This is a genomic window from Streptomyces sp. NPDC015139, from assembly GCF_043079785.1.
Classification (GTDB): Bacteria; Actinomycetota; Actinomycetes; order Streptomycetales; family Streptomycetaceae; genus Streptomyces; species Streptomyces albidocamelliae.
Genome location: NZ_JBIBUW010000006.1, coordinates 273,746 through 290,588, shown reverse-complemented (window position 1 = coordinate 290,588; position 16,843 = coordinate 273,746). Strand labels below are relative to the sequence as shown.

The 16,843-nt window shown below is 72.3% G+C and carries 12 protein-coding genes; 5 read left to right on the top strand and 7 right to left on the bottom strand.

Annotated features, from left to right (window positions below; translation table 11 throughout):
- Positions 1–28 precede the first annotated feature (28 nt).
- Both ACF08B_RS18890 and ACF08B_RS18885 read right to left on the bottom strand, forming a co-directional pair.
- Positions 29–1,414, bottom strand: coding sequence for an MFS transporter (locus tag ACF08B_RS18890; RefSeq protein ID WP_392318376.1), 1,386 nt, complete (start codon positions 1,412–1,414; stop codon positions 29–31).
- A 205-nt stretch (positions 1,415–1,619) separates the two neighbouring features.
- Positions 1,620–2,840 (bottom strand): metallophosphoesterase, encoded by a 1,221-nt coding sequence (locus tag ACF08B_RS18885; RefSeq protein WP_392318375.1) that lies wholly within the window; start codon positions 2,838–2,840, stop codon positions 1,620–1,622.
- Positions 2,841–3,122: 282 nt separating this feature from the next.
- Between ACF08B_RS18885 and ACF08B_RS18880 the strand changes: the two genes are divergently transcribed.
- Together ACF08B_RS18880 and ACF08B_RS18875 are read left to right on the top strand one after the other, a co-directional pair.
- A complete protein-coding gene (locus ACF08B_RS18880; RefSeq protein WP_392318374.1) occupies positions 3,123–4,103 on the top strand; it encodes a LysR family transcriptional regulator in 981 nt (326 codons plus the stop codon).
- Between the two features lie 145 nt (positions 4,104–4,248).
- Complete coding sequence (locus ACF08B_RS18875) at positions 4,249–5,850, top strand: M4 family metallopeptidase (protein ID WP_392318373.1); 1,602 nt, start codon at positions 4,249–4,251, stop codon at positions 5,848–5,850.
- A 73-nt stretch (positions 5,851–5,923) separates the two neighbouring features.
- Here the strand turns inward: ACF08B_RS18875 and ACF08B_RS18870 are convergent, their stop codons facing one another.
- A complete protein-coding gene (locus ACF08B_RS18870) occupies positions 5,924–8,296 on the bottom strand; it encodes a SpoIIE family protein phosphatase (protein ID WP_392318372.1) in 2,373 nt (790 codons plus the stop codon).
- Between the two features lie 195 nt (positions 8,297–8,491).
- Between ACF08B_RS18870 and ACF08B_RS18865 the strand changes: the two genes are divergently transcribed.
- Complete coding sequence (locus tag ACF08B_RS18865; protein ID WP_392318371.1) at positions 8,492–9,064, top strand: PadR family transcriptional regulator; 573 nt, start codon at positions 8,492–8,494, stop codon at positions 9,062–9,064.
- Positions 9,065–9,157: 93 nt separating this feature from the next.
- Positions 9,158–10,882 carry an acyl-CoA dehydrogenase family protein gene (locus tag ACF08B_RS18860; RefSeq protein ID WP_392318370.1) on the top strand — a complete coding sequence of 575 codons (1,725 nt, stop codon included), beginning with the start codon at positions 9,158–9,160 and terminating at the stop codon, positions 10,880–10,882.
- Positions 10,883–10,967: 85 nt separating this feature from the next.
- On the opposite strand, the gene ACF08B_RS18855 is transcribed toward ACF08B_RS18860, so the two are convergent.
- Positions 10,968–11,789, bottom strand: coding sequence for a hypothetical protein (locus ACF08B_RS18855; protein WP_392318369.1), 822 nt, complete (start codon positions 11,787–11,789; stop codon positions 10,968–10,970).
- Between the two features lie 45 nt (positions 11,790–11,834).
- Positions 11,835–12,674 (bottom strand): alpha/beta fold hydrolase, encoded by an 840-nt coding sequence (locus tag ACF08B_RS18850; RefSeq protein WP_392318368.1) that lies wholly within the window; start codon positions 12,672–12,674, stop codon positions 11,835–11,837.
- Between the two features lie 183 nt (positions 12,675–12,857).
- Here ACF08B_RS18850 and ACF08B_RS18845 point away from each other — a divergent pair, with 183 nt between their 5' ends.
- Positions 12,858–14,927, top strand: coding sequence for a SpoIIE family protein phosphatase (locus ACF08B_RS18845; RefSeq protein WP_392318367.1), 2,070 nt, complete (start codon positions 12,858–12,860; stop codon positions 14,925–14,927).
- Between the two features lie 31 nt (positions 14,928–14,958).
- Here ACF08B_RS18845 and paaK read toward each other — a convergent pair whose 3' ends face one another.
- Positions 14,959–16,305, bottom strand: coding sequence for a phenylacetate--CoA ligase PaaK (paaK, locus tag ACF08B_RS18840; RefSeq protein WP_392318366.1), 1,347 nt, complete (start codon positions 16,303–16,305; stop codon positions 14,959–14,961).
- Positions 16,302–16,745, bottom strand: a complete 444-nt coding sequence (gene paaI / locus ACF08B_RS18835; protein ID WP_392318365.1) for a hydroxyphenylacetyl-CoA thioesterase PaaI — start codon at positions 16,743–16,745, stop codon at positions 16,302–16,304. Before paaI ends, paaK begins: the two co-directional genes overlap by 4 nt.
- Positions 16,746–16,843: the final 98 nt, after the last annotated feature.

Sequence of the window (16,843 nt, the reverse complement as noted above, 5' to 3'; positions counted from 1 at the left end):
CGCTTGCGGCCCGTGGGGGCCGCGTCGCTCAGACCGTCCGTGCCTTCCGTGCCTCGGCGGCGGGAGCAGCGTCGGCTGTTCCGTCCCGGCCCGTCGTGACCTCCGCCAGGTCCCGGTGCCGCGTCTCCCGCGAGACACCCACCGCGATCAGGGTCAGCACCACGGCGCCGATCACGTACAGGGAGATCGGGGTGGAGGTGCCGTAGCTCTCCAGCAGCGCGGTGGCGATGAGCGGGGCGGGCGCACCGGCCGCGACGGAGGCGAACTGGGCGCCGATGGAGGCGCCCGAGTAGCGCATCCTGGTGGCGAACATCTCGGCGAAGTAGGCCGCCTGGGGCGCGTACATGGCGCCGTGCAGCACCAGCCCGACGGTCACGGCCAGGATCAGGTTGCCGAACGAAGCGGTGTCCACGAGCGAGAAGAACGGGAACATCCACAGACCGACACCGGCCGCGCCGAGCAGGTACACCGGACGGCGCCCGACCCGGTCGGACAGCGCGCCCCAGGCCGGGATGACGGCGAAGTGCACGGCGGAGCCGATGAGGACGGCGTTGAGCGCGGTCTGCTTGGAGACGCCGGCCGAGGTGGTGGCGTAGACGAGGATGAAGGCCGTGATGACGTAGTAGCTGATGTTCTCCGCCATGCGGGCGCCCATCGCCACGAGCACGTCCCGCCAGTGGTCCCGCAGCACCGAGACGAGCGGCAGCTTCTCCGGTTCGGTGGCCCGCCGGGACTCGGCGCGCTCCAACGCCTCCTCGAAGACCGGCGATTCATCGACAGAGAGACGAATCCACAAGCCGACCATCACCAGTACCCCGGAGAGCAGGAACGGTATGCGCCAGCCCCAGGTTCCGAAGGCTTCGTCGGAGAGCAGGGCGGTCAGCAGCGACAGCACTCCGGTGGCGAGCAACTGGCCCGCCGGCGCGCCGGTCTGCGGCCAGGAGGCCCAGAAGCCGCGCCGCCGGGCGTCCCCGTGCTCCGACACCAGCAGGACGGCGCCGCCCCACTCGCCGCCGAGCGCGAACCCCTGGATCAGCCGCAGCGTGGTGAGCAGCACGGGGGCGGCGGCCCCGACGGTCGCGTGCGTGGGGAGCAGGCCGATGGCGAAGGTCGCTCCGCCCATCATCACCAGGCTGAGCACCAGGAGTTTCTTGCGTCCCAGCCGGTCACCGTAGTGGCCGAACACGAGCGCCCCCAGCGGGCGGGCCGCGAATCCGACGGCGTACGTCAGGAACGAGAGCAGGGTTCCGACGAGCGGGTCCGAGTCCGGGAAGAACAGCTTGTTGAACACGAGCGCGGCCGCGGAGCCGTAGAGGAAGAAGTCGTACCACTCGATGGTGGTGCCGATGAGGCTGGCGGCGACGATACGGGGGAGGCTGGCGGGGGGTGGGGGAGCGGTGGTTCCGGATGCCATGTGCGCCACTTCCTCGTGTGCGGTGGGGACGGGTACGTGTCGGCACACCGTAAGAAGCCGCACGTCGGGCGCACATGTGGCGGGACAACATAGTTCGGGGGGTGGTTGTGCGTGCGGCCACCATGCCGACTCGCGAGGAGTGGGTCACGGGCGGGAAGCGGCGCGTGGAAGGGCCGCCCCGGCGGATGCCTCGGCCCACCCGGGGCTACGGCGAGGCGGGCAGGTGCGGGGAGCGGAGCACGAGCAGGGTGATCTCGCTGGGGGCGAAGACGCGGAACGGCGGGCCCCAGAAGCCGGTGCCGCGGCTGGTGTAGAGGAGGGTGCGGGCGCCATGGCGGCTGAGGCCGGCGAGGGCGGGCTGGTCGAGGCGGACCAGGTGGTGGAAGGGCCAGATCTGGCCGCCGTGGGTGTGACCGGAGAGCTGGAGGTCGATGCCCTCGGCCGCCGCCCGGTCGACGAACTTCGGCTGGTGCGCCAGGAGCAGGACGGGCAGGTCGGGGTCGGCTCCGTCCAGGGCCCCGGCGAGGTGGGCGCGGTGGCCCGCCAGGCCGGAGGACTCGGCGGTGACGTCGTCCACGCCGGCGACCACGAGGGTGTCGCCCCCGCGTTCGAGCAGCAGATGGCGGTTGCGCAGCGGCTCCCAGCCCAGCTCGTCCATCAGGTCGACCCAGCCCTGCGCCTCGCTGTAGTACTCGTGGTTGCCGGTGACGTACACACGGGCCCGGGTGGCCCGCACGGTGCCGAGCGGGACGGCCTGGGCGCGGCGTCGTTCGGCCGTGCCGTCCGCGATGTCGCCCGTGTGGCACACCAGATCGGCTTCCAGCGTGTTCACCGTCTCGCACACCCGCGCCGACCAGCGGGCGCGATCGAGCGGGCCGTAGTGGGTGTCGGTGACGAGGACGACTCGGAGGCCGTCCAACCCCGCACCCAGCCGCGGGAGTCGCACGTCGAGTCGGCGCACGCGTGGCACGCGGCGTGCCTCGGCGTACCCCCAGGCGAGCAGTACGGCGGTCGCGCCGAGGACGGCCCAGGTGACGATGCGGGCCCGGTCCTGACTCTCCCCGACCCCGGCCACCGTCAGGGCGAGCCGCAGGAGGACGCCGAGCAGGACGGACCAGGTGAACAGGACCCAGCTGGTGCCCAGCAGGGTGTCTCCGACGATCGCCGCCCGGTCCCGCTGGCGCCGGCCGTGTCCGCGCACCATCGCGAGCGGCATGGCGACGAGGCCGAGGGCGAACAGGGCGGTGGCGGCCGACGTGACGGGCAGCGGCCAGCGCTGGCCGGTGTACAGGAGCACCCAGCAGGGCACGGCCCACAGCAGGACGGGGGCGATCAGCGGGACGTACCGCATCAGGCGGTGCAGCCGGCTCGGCCGCGGCGCTCGCGCCTCGCTGTCGGCGGGCCGGATGTTGTCGGTGTCGGTCACGCTCGTCCTCCCTGACCAGGCTGCCGTCCCGCGCACTGTATCCGGTGGTTCCCGGGCCGGCCGGACGGGCGTTCAAGGGTATGGCCCCCGGGCGACGGGTTAGCCGCGACGCACGGCACGGCCTTCGGGCGCCACGGCCCGGGACACCCGCGCAGGTTTTTGCCGTTCCGTGGTTGCCGCCTTCAACGGTCCGTCGGATTCTTGGTCACCATGCCGTAGGGCAGCTGGTTCTGCTGGTCACGGGGGGTGCACGGACACCTCCGCGCTGAGCGGGGATGGTTCATGCACCTCGAGTTCCGGCACCTGCGTGTCCTGCTCACCGTCGCCGAGGCCGGCAGCATCCGCAAGGCCGCCGCACGGCTGCAACTGTCGCAGCCGGCCACGAGCGCCCAGCTGAAGCGGATCGAACAGGAACTGGGCGGCCCGCTCTTCGCCCGCGGCGCCGACGGGGTGCAACCCACCGAGAACGGGCAGTACGTCCTGCGCTGCGCCCGTGACCTGGTCGACGGCTTCGACCGGCTGCGCGAGCACGCGCGCTCGGCGGCGGAGGCGGACCGGCAGGCCACGGCCCCGCTGAGGGCGGGCGGAACCGCCGGCCCCCTGGTCTCCCTGCTGGTCTCCGCGCTCTTCGAACTCGTCCCGGAACGACGGCTCACCATAGACGCCCGCCGGTCGGTGCACACCCTGGTGAAGTCGCTGAGCCTGGCGAAGTGCGACATCGCGGTGCTCGCCGAGTTCCCGGGCTTCCCCCTTCCGGTCGGCGAGTCGGTGGCGACCCGCACACTGCTGCGCGAGCCGGTCTTCGTGCTGCTCGCCGAGGATCATCCGCTGGCGCGTCAGGAGAGCGTCCACCTGCATGAACTGGCCGGCGAGGACTGGGTGATGCCGGAGGCCGACGAGAGCGGGGTGCACGCGTACCTCCATCTCACCTGCCAGTCGGCGGGATTCACCCCGCGCATCGCCCATGTGACGCCGGACCTGTCCGTGGCGCAGCTCCTGGTCGCCGGCCGGCACGCGGTCTGCGGGGTGTGGCCGACCGCCGACGTCTCCGCCCGCGGCACCGTGCAGCGGCCGCTCGTGGACGTCCCGTTCCACCGGCGGCTGTTGCTGGCCTGGAACACGGAATCGGTTCCGCCGGAACTCGCCGACGCGGCGAGCGAGCGTCTGCTGGCCGCCTATCTGTCCCTGGTGGCGGAGCGGCCCCGGTATCTGGCCTGGTGGGAGGACGGGGGACGGGAGTTCGCCCACGGCGAGGGCGGGTGACCGGCCGGGCCGCGGATCCGTGCGCCCTATAACTCCGTGGTTATAGTCCAGATGAAGTCACGTCAGGGGCATGTCACCTGTTGAACACTTCGCGTCAACGTCCAAGGACGTCGTCACCCCACGACGAGCGAAGGAACTCCCCCTCATGTCCCGTCCTCTTCTCGCCCTTTCCGCGATGGTCGCAGCCGGTGTCATCACCACGGGTGCGACGGCGATACCCGCGCACTCGCAGACGGACACGGTGCGGCACGCCGGCTCCCTGCACGACACGGCGATATCCAGAGCCAAGGCCAACGTGACCCGGCACGCCGGCACCTTCGGGTTCGGCGCCGGCCAGAAGCTCCAGGCGAAGGACGTCGTCATCGACGCCGACGGCACCCAGCACGTGCGCTTCGAGCGGACCTACCACGGCCTCCCCGTCGTCGGCGGCGACTTCGTCGTCCACCAGAAGGCCGACGGCTCGCTCAAGGGATCGACCCGCGCCAAGGCCCACGCGATCGCACTCGGATCCGTCACTCCCGCCGTCGGCGCCAAGGGGACCGCGGCCGGCGCCCTGAAGCGCGCGCACGGGTCGGTGCGCAACGCCAGGTCCACCCCGCAGCTGATCGTGTGGGCCGCCGACGGCCACCCCCGCCTGGCCTGGCGCACCACCGTGCAGGGAGTGGGCGACAAGGGCCAGCCGCACGGCGAGGTCTTCGTCACCGACGCCTCCACCGGCGCCGCGATCGAGACGTACGACGCCGAGCGGGAGGCGACCGGCACCGGCCACTCCGAGTACACCGGCGACATCGGCATCGACACGACCCAGCAGGCCGACGGTACGTTCGCCCTGATCGACCCGGTGCGCGGCCACATCACCAAGGACGCCCACAACCTCTCGTCCTCCTCCGTGAAGAGCTCCTCCGGCACCCTGTTCACCGACGCCGACAACACCTGGGGCGACGGCCGGAAGTTCTCCACCGACCGCGCCACCGCCGCCGTCGACGCGCACGCCAACACCGCGAAGACCTTCGACTACTACAAGACCACCTTCGGCCGCAACGGCATCAAGAACGACGGCCGCGGCGCCACCGTCTTCGTCCACGTCGGCACCAACTGGGACAACGCCCAGTGGTCGGACACCTGCTTCTGCATGCTGACCGGCGACGGCGACGGCACCACCGACCCCGAGCAGGTCGACCTCGACACCATGGGCCACGAGATGACCCACGGCGTCACCTCCGCCACCGCCAACCTGCGCTACAGCGGCGAGTCGGGCGGCCTGAACGAGGCCACCAGCGACATCCTCGGCACCATGGTCGAGTGGTACGCGGCCAACCCGGTCGACACCCCCGACTACCTCTTCAGCGACCAGTCCACCCCGCCGTGGCTGCGCCGCTTCGACAAGCCGTCCCTGGACGGCCGTTCCGCCGACTGCTGGTCGAAGTCGGTCGGCCGGCTCGACGTGCACTACTCCTCGGGCGTCGGCAACCACTGGTTCTACCTGGCGAGCGAGGGCAGCGGCGCCAAGACCGTCAACGGCGTCTCCTACAACAGCCCCACCTGCAACGGCTCCACCGTCACCGGCATCGGCAACAAGAAGGCCTCCGCCGTCTGGTACCGGGCGCTGACCGTCTACATGACCTCCACCACGGACTACAAGGGCGCCCGCACGGCCACGCTGAACGCGGCGAAGGACCTCTACGGCGCCACCAGCCCCGAGTACGCCACCGTGGCCGCGGCATGGAGCGCGGTCAACGTCTCCTGACCCACCGCGTCCACGGCGCGGGAACCGCCTCGCCCGCCGGTGACGGAGCAGGCGTCTGCCGCCGGACCGGCCGTCAGGGAATGGCCAGTTCGGCCCAGATCGTCTTCCCGGACGAGGTGTACCGCGTGCCCCAGCGCTGCGACATCTGGGCGACGAGGAACAGGCCGCGGCCTCCCTCGTCGTCCCGTCGCGCGCGCCGCAGATGGGGGGCCGTGTGCGCGTTGTCGGACACCTCGCACAGCAGGCAGCGGTCCCTGATCAGCCGCAGCATCACGGGCCCGGTGGCGTACCGGATGCCGTTGGTGACCAGCTCGCTCACCACGAGTTCGGCGGTGAACGACAGTTCGGACAGGCCCCAGTTCGCCAGCTGACGCTCGGCGAGCGTGCGGGCGCGCGCCACCATCGCCGGGTCGGGCGGCAGCTCCAGGTCCGTCACCCGGTCGGGGCCCAGTCGCCGGGTACGGACGAGCAGCAGGGTGGCGTCGTCCGCCTGCGGTCCGGGGGGCAGTGCCGCCAGCGCCCGGTCGCACAGCTCCTCCACCGGGCAGCGCTGCCAGGCGAGGATCTGCGCCAGGCGGTCGATGCCGCTGTCGATGTCGGTGCGCCGGTCCTCCACGACACCGTCCGTGAACAACGCCACCACGCTGCCGCCGGACAGGCTCAGTTCGACGTTCTCGTACGGCAGCCCGCCCAGCCCCAGGGGCGGCCCCGGCGCCAGCGCGGACAGGGCCACCGCTCCGTTCGCGTCGGCCACGATCGGCGGCGGGTGGCCCGCGCTCGCCCAGACGCACCGGCCGCTGACCGGGTCGTAGATCGCGTAGAGACAGGTCACCCCGAGTGCCTCGGCGCTCATCCCGTCGTCCGCGCCGGACTCCGAGTCCTGCGCGACCAGGTCGTCCAGCCGGGTCAGCAGCTCGGCCGGATCCAGGTCCAGCAGGGCCAGCGTCCGTACGGTGGCCCGCAACCGGCCCATGGCCGCGGCCGCGTGTACGCCGTGGCCCACCACGTCGCCGACGGTCAGACCCACGCGGGCACCGGACAGCGGGATCACGTCGAACCAGTCGCCGCCCACGCCCACACGGCTGTCGGCCGGCAGATAGCGGTACGCCACGTCGACCGCGCTCTGCTCGGGCAGGCGCTGCGGCAGCAGGCTGCGCTGCAGTACCAGGGCCGCGGCGTGCTGGCTGGTGTAGCGGCGGGCGTTGTCGATGCCGACGGCGGCCCGCTCGGCCAGTTCCAGAGCCAGCGCCTGCTCCTCGGCGCCGAAGGGGTCGGGATTGCTGCTGCGCCGGAAGGTGGCGAGACCCAGGACCGCGTCGCGGGTGATCAGCGGGACGAAGAGGCAGGAGTACGAGCCGTCCGATTCCGGCCCGCCCAGCGAGCCGGGCGGGCCGACGTCGACGACGGGACGGCTGGTGGCCAGACTCGTGGCCTGCAGGGACGACGGGGGATAGGAGACGGGACTGGTCCGGAACTCCTCCGGGGTCCGGCCGTGCATCCGGAGCAGACTGTGCCCCGGGGCCGAGCCGGTGGGCGGCTGCCGTCCCTCGATGACCGCCGGCGGCAGGTCCACCAGCACCTCGTCGGCCAGCTGCGGCACGGCCACGTCGGCGAGTTCCGCGGCGGTGCGCCGGACGTCCAGCGAGGCCCCGATGCGTTTTCCGGCCCGCACGAGCAGGGACAGGCGCTCCTGGGCGCGGTAGCGGTCGGTGATGTCCAGGGACTCCTCGAACAGACCGAGCGGTTCGCCCCGGGCGTCCACCAGCCGGTGGTAGGAGCAGGACCACACATGCTCGCGCACCGGGTCGGCGGGGGCGCGGCCGCGATAGTGCATGCCCATGATCGGCTCCCCCGTCGTCATCACGTGCTCCATGATCTGGTCCTCGTCCGGAGGGTGGTGGCGGGAGATGAACTCGCCCTCGGGGAAGAGATCCGCCGCCGGCCGGCCGATGTACTGGCCGATCCCCGCGAGTTCCAGATCGGTGGAGACGTTCCCCCAGACGACGCGCATGTCGTTGTCGAAGATCGTCAGGCCCACGGGGGACTCGGTCGCCAGTCCCTGCAGCATGGCCAGCTGCACCTCCCAGCCGCGCAGCGTCTCCAGGCCGGCCGCGACGACGACCGTGGCGGCCTCGCCCCGGTGCGAGAGAGGGCAGAAGGTCACGGCCGCGCGCAGGGTGCCCCCGTCGACGCAGCGGAGGTCCAGGACCGCGCTGCGGGTACCGGGCGCCTTGCAGAGGGTGGACAGCCGAGGCGTGGGGGCCGCCGCCAGCAGCCGGGCGGCGGGCCGGCCGAGCACGTCCTCGGCCGCGTGTCCCAGGAGGCGCTGGGCCGAGGAGCCCCATCCGGAAACGCGGCCTTCGGCGTCCAGTACCGCGGTGGCGGCCTTGGAGAGGTCCAGCGGACTGCGGAAATCCACGTTGGCCGCATGCGGAAAACGATCCATGGCACCGCTTCCCTCCGTGCTCCCTCAGCATCCCGTGCCGCACGACGGACGACAACCGCACACGTGATCACCTCCCGGGCCCGGCGCTCACCGGTCGGGGTACCGCCACCGCGAGGGGGCGTGGCGGGGTGAGCCGCGTCGCATCGGGGCGGGCGACGCTTGCTATGCAACGAGTTGCATAGAAGGATCGGTGTCATGGCGCTCGAACACGCGATCCTGGTGTCGCTCCTGGAGAAGCCGGGATCCGGCTATGAGCTCGCGCGGCGGTTCGGCCGGTCCATCGGCTACTTCTGGACCGCGACCCACCAGCAGATCTACCGCGTGCTCAAGCGCATGCAGGACGACGGCTGGGTCGACGTCCGGGACGTCCCGCAGCAGGGCCGGCCGGACAAGAAGGAGTACTCCGTCGCCGATCTCGGCCGGGCCGCGCTGTCCTCCTGGCTGCACGATCCGATCGAGCCGGAGAGCGTCCGCCACGACCTGGCCGTGAAGATCCGTGGCGCCGCCTTCGACGATCCGACCGCCCTGATCCGCGAGGTGGAGCGGCACCGGCAGGCGCACCGCGACCAACTGGCGCACTACCTCGCCGGTGAGGCGCGCGACTTCCCGGCGCCGGAGCCGGGCTCCGCCGCCGCGAAGGCGCCGCTCGACGCGGAACGCGAGCTCCAGCACGTCGTGCTGCGCGGCGGCATCGCCTACGAACGCATGATGATCGACTGGCTGGACGACGTGCTCGCCACGCTGGCCGGGTTCGGGCCCGGCCGCTGATCGCCGTACCCGCCGCCCGCCGCGCCGGTCCGGCCCCCGCGCCGCCGGACCTCCCCCTTCCCATCCGCCCACCGGCCGAAAGGCGTCACACCCATGGCTGACCAGCTGCTGTTCAACCCGCGCACGTACGACCCCGCGCACTTCGACCCCGAGACGCGCCGCCTGCTGCGGGCCACCGTCGACTGGTTCGAGGAGCGCGGGAAGCGGCGGCTGATCGAGGACTACCGCACCCGCGCCTGGCTCGGCGACTTCCTCGCCTTCGCGGCGAAGGAGGACCTCTTCGCCACCTTCCTGACGCCGTCCTCCGCCGCGGCCAAGGCGGAGCCGGACAAGCGGTGGGACACCGCCCGGATCGCCGCGCTCAACGAGATCCTCGGCTTCTACGGCCTCGACTACTGGTACGCCTGGCAGGTCACCATCCTCGGCCTCGGCCCGGTCTGGCAGAGCGACAACGCCGCCGCCCGCGCCCGCGCCGCCGAACTCCTCGCCGAGGGCGAGGTGTTCGCGTTCGGACTGTCCGAGAAGACCCACGGCGCCGACATCTACTCCACCGACATGCTGCTGGAGCCCGACGGCGACGGCGGCTTCCGCGCCAACGGCTCCAAGTACTACATCGGCAACGGCAACGCCGCCGGACTCGTCTCGGTCTTCGGCCGCCGTACCGACGTCGAGGGTCCCGACGGCTACGTGTTCTTCGCCGCCGACAGCCGCCACCCGGCCTACCACCTGGTCAAGAACGTCGTCGACTCCTCGAAGTTCGTCAGCGAGTTCCGCCTGGAGGACTACCCCGTGGCGGCCGGGGACGTGCTGCACACCGGCCGCGCCGCCTTCGACGCCGCCCTCAACACCGTCAACGTCGGCAAGTTCAACCTGTGCACCGCCTCGATAGGCATCTGCGAGCACGCGATGTACGAGGCCGTCACCCACGCCCACAACCGGGTCCTGTACGGCCGTCCCGTCACCGCCTTCCCGCACGTGCGACGCGAGTTGACCGACGCGTACGTCCGGCTCGTCGGCATGAAGTCCTTCAGCGACCGCGCCGTCGACTACTTCCGCTCCGCCGGCCCGGACGACCGCCGCTACCTGCTCTTCAACCCGATGACGAAGATGAAGGTGACCACGGAGGGCGAGAAGGTCATCGACCTGATGTGGGACGTCATCGCGGCCAAGGGCTTCGAGAAGGACAACTACTTCGGCCAGGCCGCCGTGGAGATCCGCGGTCTGCCGAAGCTGGAGGGCACGGTCCACGTCAACCTGGCGCTGATCCTGAAGTTCATGCGCAGCCACCTCCTCGACCCGGCCGACTACCCCGCCGTCGCGACGCGTCTCGACGCGGCAGACGACGACTTCCTGTTCCGGCAGGGGCCGGCCCGCGGTCTCGGCTCGGTGCGCTTCCACGACTGGCGGCCCGCGTTCGACGCCTACCGGCACCTGCCCAACGTGGTCCGCTTCCGCGAACAGGCGGACGCGCTGTGCGAGTTCGCGACCACGGCCGCGCCCGACGCGGAGCAGAGCCGCGACCTCGACCTGCTCCTCGCCGTCGGCCAGCTCTTCGCGCTCGTCGTGCACGGGCAGCTCGTCCTGGAGCAGGCCGCCCTGACCGGACTGGACGAGGACGTCCTCGACGAGCTCTTCGCCGTCCTCGTGCGGGACTTCTCCGCGCACGCCGTCGAACTGCACGGCAAGGACTCGGCGACCGAGCCGCAGCAGGCCTGGGCGCTGGCCTCGGTCCGGCGGCCGGTCGTCGACGAGGCGCGCACGGAGCGGGTCTGGCAGCGGGTCGAGGCGCTGTCCGGCGCCTACGAGATGGCCCCGTGACCCGGTGAGGCGGCGGCCGGCGTGACCAGCACGCCGGCCGCCGCGAAGTACCCCTGCCCTCACCGCCGTTCGGGAGGCGGAGGGGTCAGCGGAACGTGAGCAGGCCGGCGTCGACCACCGTGCGGCCGTAGGGGCGTGCGAGTTCCGCGAGGCGCTCACAGCCGGCGTCCCCGAGGGCGGCGTAGGCGGGCAGGGCCAGGCGGTCGGTGCGGTCCTCGATGTGCGCGCGCAGGCGTTCGCCCTCCGGGCTGAGGCCGTCGCCGTCGAGGAGGCCGCGTTCGCGCAGCCGCTCCCGGGTGCCGGTCCACTCCTCCTCGGGCCAGGCGCGGGTCGCCTTGAGCATGCTGACGGGCATCTCACCGGTCGCGGCGTGCAGGAGCAGTGCCTCCAGGCCGCCGACGCCCTCGCTCAGCAGGGACGCGACATGGCCGTCGCCACGGAACTCCCGGAGCAGCGTCTGGGCGTGCCACAGCTGCAGGAGCGGCTGATCGGGCCAGGGCAGCGCGGCGTGCGCGGCGAACAGCGGGCGGCCCTGCGGGTGTTCGCGGGCCGCCTCGGCGGCGCGGCGGGCCAGCGCCACGACCTCGTCCAGGTGGGGCAGCTCGTGGACCCCCGCACGCCGCAGGGCCTCGTCCGCCGCCGCGTACCGCGCGTCCAGCACCTGCCGCGGTGTCGTCGTGTCCCAGACCCCGTCCAGCGCACCGCGCACCAGGCCGGGGTGGAAGTTGTAGAAGGCCGAGACGACCAGCTCGGCGGGCGCCGGTCCGAACGCGGCGCTGCGCGAGGCGAAGTACCCGGCGGGTCCGCTCAGTCCGAGGTCCGCGTACCGCCGCCTCCCCTCGGGGACGAAGTAGATCATGGCGTGCACGGGCTCGAGGCGGCGCCAGGCGGCACGCGCTGTCTTCATGGGGTACCTCTTCGGTCGGTGGGCGAACGGGTCGGTGGCCGCGGATCAGTGCGCGTCGTGCGCGCGCAGGTGGTCGAGCAGCAGGCGGTTCAGCGCCTCGGGTGCCTCCTCGGGGACCCAGTGGCTGACGTCCCGGAGGGTTTCGAACCGGTACGGCCCCTCGACCCACCGCTCGGTCTCCCGGGCCGCCGCCGGGCCGAAGGCACTGTCCCCGGTGCTCCAGACGTACAGGGTGGGCACCTCCACGGCGCCGATCGCGGCGCCCGGGCGGCCGGCCCGGTACCAGTTCAGCGCCGCCGTGAGCGCACCCGGCCGGGACAGCCGGCGCAGGTAGGTCTCGGCGTGCTCGGGCGGGACCTTCCCGGCGTAGAGGCCGCGCAGCACCCGGGCGTCATGGGCGAGCATGCGCTCCTCGGTCGCGGGCGTCTCGCGCCAGTCGATCATGTACCGGGAGCGTTCGCGCTGGTCCTCGTCGGAGCGCAGGGCGGTGGCCAGAGAGCCGGGATGCGGGGTGGAGACGACCGTCAGGGTGCGGACGCGGCCGGGGTGGGCGTGCGCGGTCCACCAGGCCACCGCGCCTCCCCAGTCGTGGCCGACCAGGTCGAACGACGCCCAGCCGAGCGCGTCGGCGATCGCGGTGACGTCGTCGACGAGGAGGTCCATGCGGTAGTCCTCGGGCCGCTTCGGGCGGGCGCCGGGGGAGTACCCGCGCTGGTCGGGTGCCACGGCCCGGTGCCCCCGGGCGGCCAGTGCCCCGAGCTGCCGCCGCCACGCCAGCCCGGTCTGCGGGAAGCCGTGCAGCAGCAGCACCGGGCGTCCCTCGGGCGGACCCGCCGCGATCGCGTCGAAGACGCCCGCGGCGGTGGCGATGCTCAGCTCGGTCACGATCCACCTCTCCATACCTACTGGTCGGTAGACTCCAGGGGCGGGGAGCGGATGTCAAGGCGGCGGGCGCGCGCGGGGTCCGGATGTGTGTTGCCGGGTGTCCGGTACGACGATGGAGAGCGGCGGGCGAACCGCCGACGCGCACGAGCCGGGTGAGCCGGGCGAGCGGGAGGACAATGAGGCATGGGCACGACGGAGTCCTCCCTGACAGGTGACGGCCGGTCGACGGCCCGGCCCGCCGCGCCGCCCAGTGGCCTGCTGGACCTGCTCAGCGTCGCCGCGGTGGTCCTGAACGCCGACGGGCAGGTGGTGTTCTGGAGTCCGAAGGCCGAGGAACTGTTCGGCTACACCGCCGCGGAGGCGCTCGGGCAGCACGCCGCCGCCCTGACGGTCCACGAGGAGGACCGGGACCGGGTGATCGGGCTGTTCGCCGAGGTCATGGAATCCGGCACCGACTGGGCCGGGGTCTTCCCCGTCCGGCACAAGGACGGCACGACCCGGCTGGTCGAGTTCCGCAACATGCGGCTGCTGGACGACCTCGGTGACGTCTACACCCTGGGCCTCGCCGCGGACCGGGCCAGTGTGGCGCGGGTCGAGCGCGACGCGGCCCTGGCCATGCGCCTGGTCTCCCAGTCCCCCGTGGGGCTCGCCATTCTGGACCCCGACCTGCGGTACGTGGCCATGAACCCCGCTCTCGAACGCATCACCGGCCAGTCCGCCGCCGACCGCCTCGGCCGGTCCGCCGGGGAGATCCTGACCTACCTGAACACCGACCCCGAGGCGCGGCTGCGCCGCGTCCTGGAGACGGGCGAGTCGGTGGTGAACCGGGAGATCGTCTGCCGTCCGCCCAACGACCCGGACCACGAACACGCCTGGTCCGTCTCCTACTACCGGCTGGAGGACTCCGCCGGGAAAGTGCTGGGCCTCGCCTACTCGGTGATCGACGTCACCGAGCGCCACCGGGCCACCGTGGAGGCGGCCCGGGCCCGGCAGCGGCTGGCGCTGATCGCCGAGGCCTCCGCCTGCGTGGGGAGCACCCTCGACGTGGTGGCGACGGCGCGCGAGCTTGCCGAGATCGTCGTGCCGGTCCTCGCCGACGTCGCCGCGGTGGACGTGCTCGACAGCGCGCTCGACGGCCGGGCCGAGCCGGGCGAGGGGCCCGCCGTCTTCCGCGCCCTCGCCGTCAACTCCGCCCACACCTCCGACGCGGCCCGTGCGGCCGACCCGCCGGGCGGCCTGGCCGGCTACGACAGCGACCGCCTGATCACCCAGTGCGTACGCACCCGCAAACCGGTGCTGGTGCCCCACACCACGCGCGAGGACCTGGGGCGCATCGCCCGCCACGGCGAGGCCGCCGCCCTGCTGGAGTCCGCGGGCGTGCACTCCTACCTGGCCGTACCGCTCATGGCCCGCGGCGAGGTCCTGGGCGCCCTCGACCTGGTACGCACCCGCAATCCCGCGCCCTTCGACGACGACGACGCCTTCCTCGCCTGGGAACTGGCCGCGAGGGCCGCGGTCTGCATCGACAACGCCCGCGGATACCAGGCGCAGCGCCATGCCGCCCTCACCCTCCAGCGCAGTCTGCTGCCCGAACTCCCCTCCCACCTGCCGGGCCTGGAGGTCGCCTGCCGCTACCAGCCCGCCGGTGCGACGAGCGAGATCGGCGGTGACTGGTACGACGCCATACCGCTGCGGGGCGACAAGACCGCCCTGGTCGTCGGGGACGTGATGGGCAGCGGCATCAACGCCGCCGCCGCGATGGGCCAACTCCGCAGTGCCGCACGGGCCTTCGCCGAACTGGATCTCGCACCCGCGGAGGCCCTGCACCACCTGGACCATCTGACCGAGGGCATCGAGCAGACCATCGCCACCTGCATCTACTGCGTCTGCGATCCCCACCGCGCGCAGTGCGAGATCTGCCTCGCCGGTCACCTGCCCCCGGTCCTGCGGTGCGCCGGCAGCACGGCCCGGCTGCTCGACCTGCCCACCGGCGCACCGCTGGGCGTCGGCGGGGTGCCCTTCGAGGCGGCCACCGTCGCGTTCCACCCGGGCGACGAACTCGCCCTCTACACCGACGGCCTGGTCGAGACCCGGAGCGAACCCATCGACGCCCGCCTGGACGTCCTCCTCGACGCCTTCACCACCACCCGTGGCCACGAGCTGGAGGACACCTGCGACCGCGTCCTGGAGATCCTGCGCAGGCCCGGCGGCGAGGACGACGTGGCGCTGCTCATCGCCCGCGCGCGACCCTGAGCGCGCGCGGGCTTGCGCGACGGGCCGGCCGTCACTCCCCGCGGAGGTCCTTCACGCGGCGGAGCTTGCCGAGCGAGCGCTCCAGGGTCTCGGGCTCGACGATCGCCACGTCCACGGTGACGCCGACGCCGTCCTTGACCCCCTTGGCGATCAGCCCGGCGGCGGCCTCGCGCCGCTCGGGCGGGCAGTCGGCGCGGGCCTCCACACGGACCGTCATGTGGTCCATGCGGCCGCGCCGGCTCAGCTGGATCTGGAAGTGGGGCGCGACGCCCGGCGTGCGCAGGACGATCTCCTCGATCTGGCTGGGGAAGACGTTCACCCCGCGCAGGATGATCATGTCGTCGCAGCGGCCGGTGATCTTCTCGACGCGGCGGAAGGCCGGGCGTGCCGTCCCGGGCAGCAGCCGGGTCAGATCGCGCGTGCGGTAACGGATGACGGGCAGCGCTTCCTTGGTGAGCGAGGTGAAGACGAGCTCTCCCGCCTCGCCGTCGGGCAGGACCTCGTCCGTGACGGGGTCGACGACCTCCGGGCGGAAGTGGTCCTCCCACACGTGCAGACCGTCCTTGGTCTCCACGCACTCCTGGGCCACGCCCGGCCCCATCACCTCGGAGAGGCCGTAGATGTCGACGGCGTGGATGTCCATGCGCTCCTCGATCTCGCGGCGCATCTCCTCCGTCCACGGCTCCGCGCCGAAGATGCCGATCCGCAGGGACGTGGAGCGGGGGTCCACGCCCTGGCGCTCGAACTCGTCGAGCAGCGTGAGCATGTAGGACGGGGTGACCATGATGATCTCGGGCTGGAAGTCCTGGATGATCTGCACCTGGCGGGCCGTCATACCGCCCGAGGCGGGGATGACGGTGCAGCCGGCGCGCTCGGCGCCGTAGTGGGCTCCCAGTCCGCCGGTGAACAGGCCGTAGCCGTAGCTGATGTGCACCTTGTGGCCGGGGCGGCCGCCCGCGGCGCGGATCGAGCGGGCGATCAGGTCGGCCCAGGTGGAGATGTCGTTCTCGGTGTACCCGACGACGGTGGGGCGCCCGGTCGTGCCGCTGGACGCGTGGATGCGCCGGACCTCGGACATGGGGACGGCGAACATGCCGAAGGGGTAGGTCTCCCGCAGGTCGGCCTTCGTGGTGAAGGGGAAGCGGGCCAGGTCCTCCAGCGTCCGGCAGTCGTCGGGGCCGACGCCGGCGTCGTCGAACTTCTTGCGGTACAGCTCGACGTTGTCGTAGGCGTGCCTCAGCGTCGACCTCAGCCGGTGCAGCTGGAGATCCCGCAGCTCGTCCTGCGTCAGGTTCTCGGCGGCGTCCAGCAGTTCCGGAGGACAGGGCTCGCCGCGGCGCCCGCCGGCGGCCGGGGTGGTCTTCAGCTCGATGCTCATCGCGACTCCTTGGAAGTGCTGCCCCTCAGGACGCGGCTGCGGCCACGGAACTCCGCGACCACCTCGTCACCGCGCATCACCGTCACGTCGTAGATGCCGCTGCGGCCGAACCGGGTGCGCTCCTCGGCGGTGGCCTCCAGGACATCACCCTCGTACACCGGGGCCACGAAGTCGATGCCGGCTCCCGCCGCCACCGTCACCGGACCGTGGCTGTTGCAGGCGCAGGCGAAGGCGCTGTCGGCGAGGAGGAACACGTACCCGCCATGGGCGATCCTGTGGCCGTTGACCATGGCGGCGGTCACGGTCATGCGCAGCACGGCGGTCCCCGGGCCGTGCCGCACGAGTTCGATTCCCAGTCGCCGGGAGGCCTCGTCCGCGAGGAACATCGCCTCGACCGGTCCGTCTGCACTGCCGGCGGCCTGCGTCACTGTATCCACCATCTTGTGTCCCGACCGAACATTCGGTTAGCGTGCGGCACGGCCAAGTAATCCAGCAACATCCGGGCATGTCAAGAGGTGGCCGCAGGGCGCGGGGATCC

What these genes read in the sequence shown, in the direction of transcription:
- paaK (WP_392318366.1), bottom strand. Translation starts at nt 16,305, where the DNA reads ATGAGCATCGAGCTGAAGACCACCCCGGCCGCCGGCGGGCGCCGCGGC.
- ACF08B_RS18870 (WP_392318372.1), bottom strand. Translation starts at nt 8,296, where the DNA reads ATGGATCGTTTTCCGCATGCGGCCAACGTGGATTTCCGCAGTCCGCTG.
- ACF08B_RS18875 (WP_392318373.1), top strand. Translation starts at nt 4,249, where the DNA reads ATGTCCCGTCCTCTTCTCGCCCTTTCCGCGATGGTCGCAGCCGGTGTC.
- ACF08B_RS18845 (WP_392318367.1), top strand. Translation starts at nt 12,858, where the DNA reads ATGGGCACGACGGAGTCCTCCCTGACAGGTGACGGCCGGTCGACGGCC.
- ACF08B_RS18855 (WP_392318369.1), bottom strand. Translation starts at nt 11,789, where the DNA reads ATGAAGACAGCGCGTGCCGCCTGGCGCCGCCTCGAGCCCGTGCACGCC.
- ACF08B_RS18860 (WP_392318370.1), top strand. Translation starts at nt 9,158, where the DNA reads ATGGCTGACCAGCTGCTGTTCAACCCGCGCACGTACGACCCCGCGCAC.
- paaI (WP_392318365.1), bottom strand. Translation starts at nt 16,745, where the DNA reads ATGGTGGATACAGTGACGCAGGCCGCCGGCAGTGCAGACGGACCGGTC.
- ACF08B_RS18880 (WP_392318374.1), top strand. Translation starts at nt 3,123, where the DNA reads ATGCACCTCGAGTTCCGGCACCTGCGTGTCCTGCTCACCGTCGCCGAG.
- ACF08B_RS18890 (WP_392318376.1), bottom strand. Translation starts at nt 1,414, where the DNA reads ATGGCATCCGGAACCACCGCTCCCCCACCCCCCGCCAGCCTCCCCCGT.
- ACF08B_RS18865 (WP_392318371.1), top strand. Translation starts at nt 8,492, where the DNA reads ATGGCGCTCGAACACGCGATCCTGGTGTCGCTCCTGGAGAAGCCGGGA.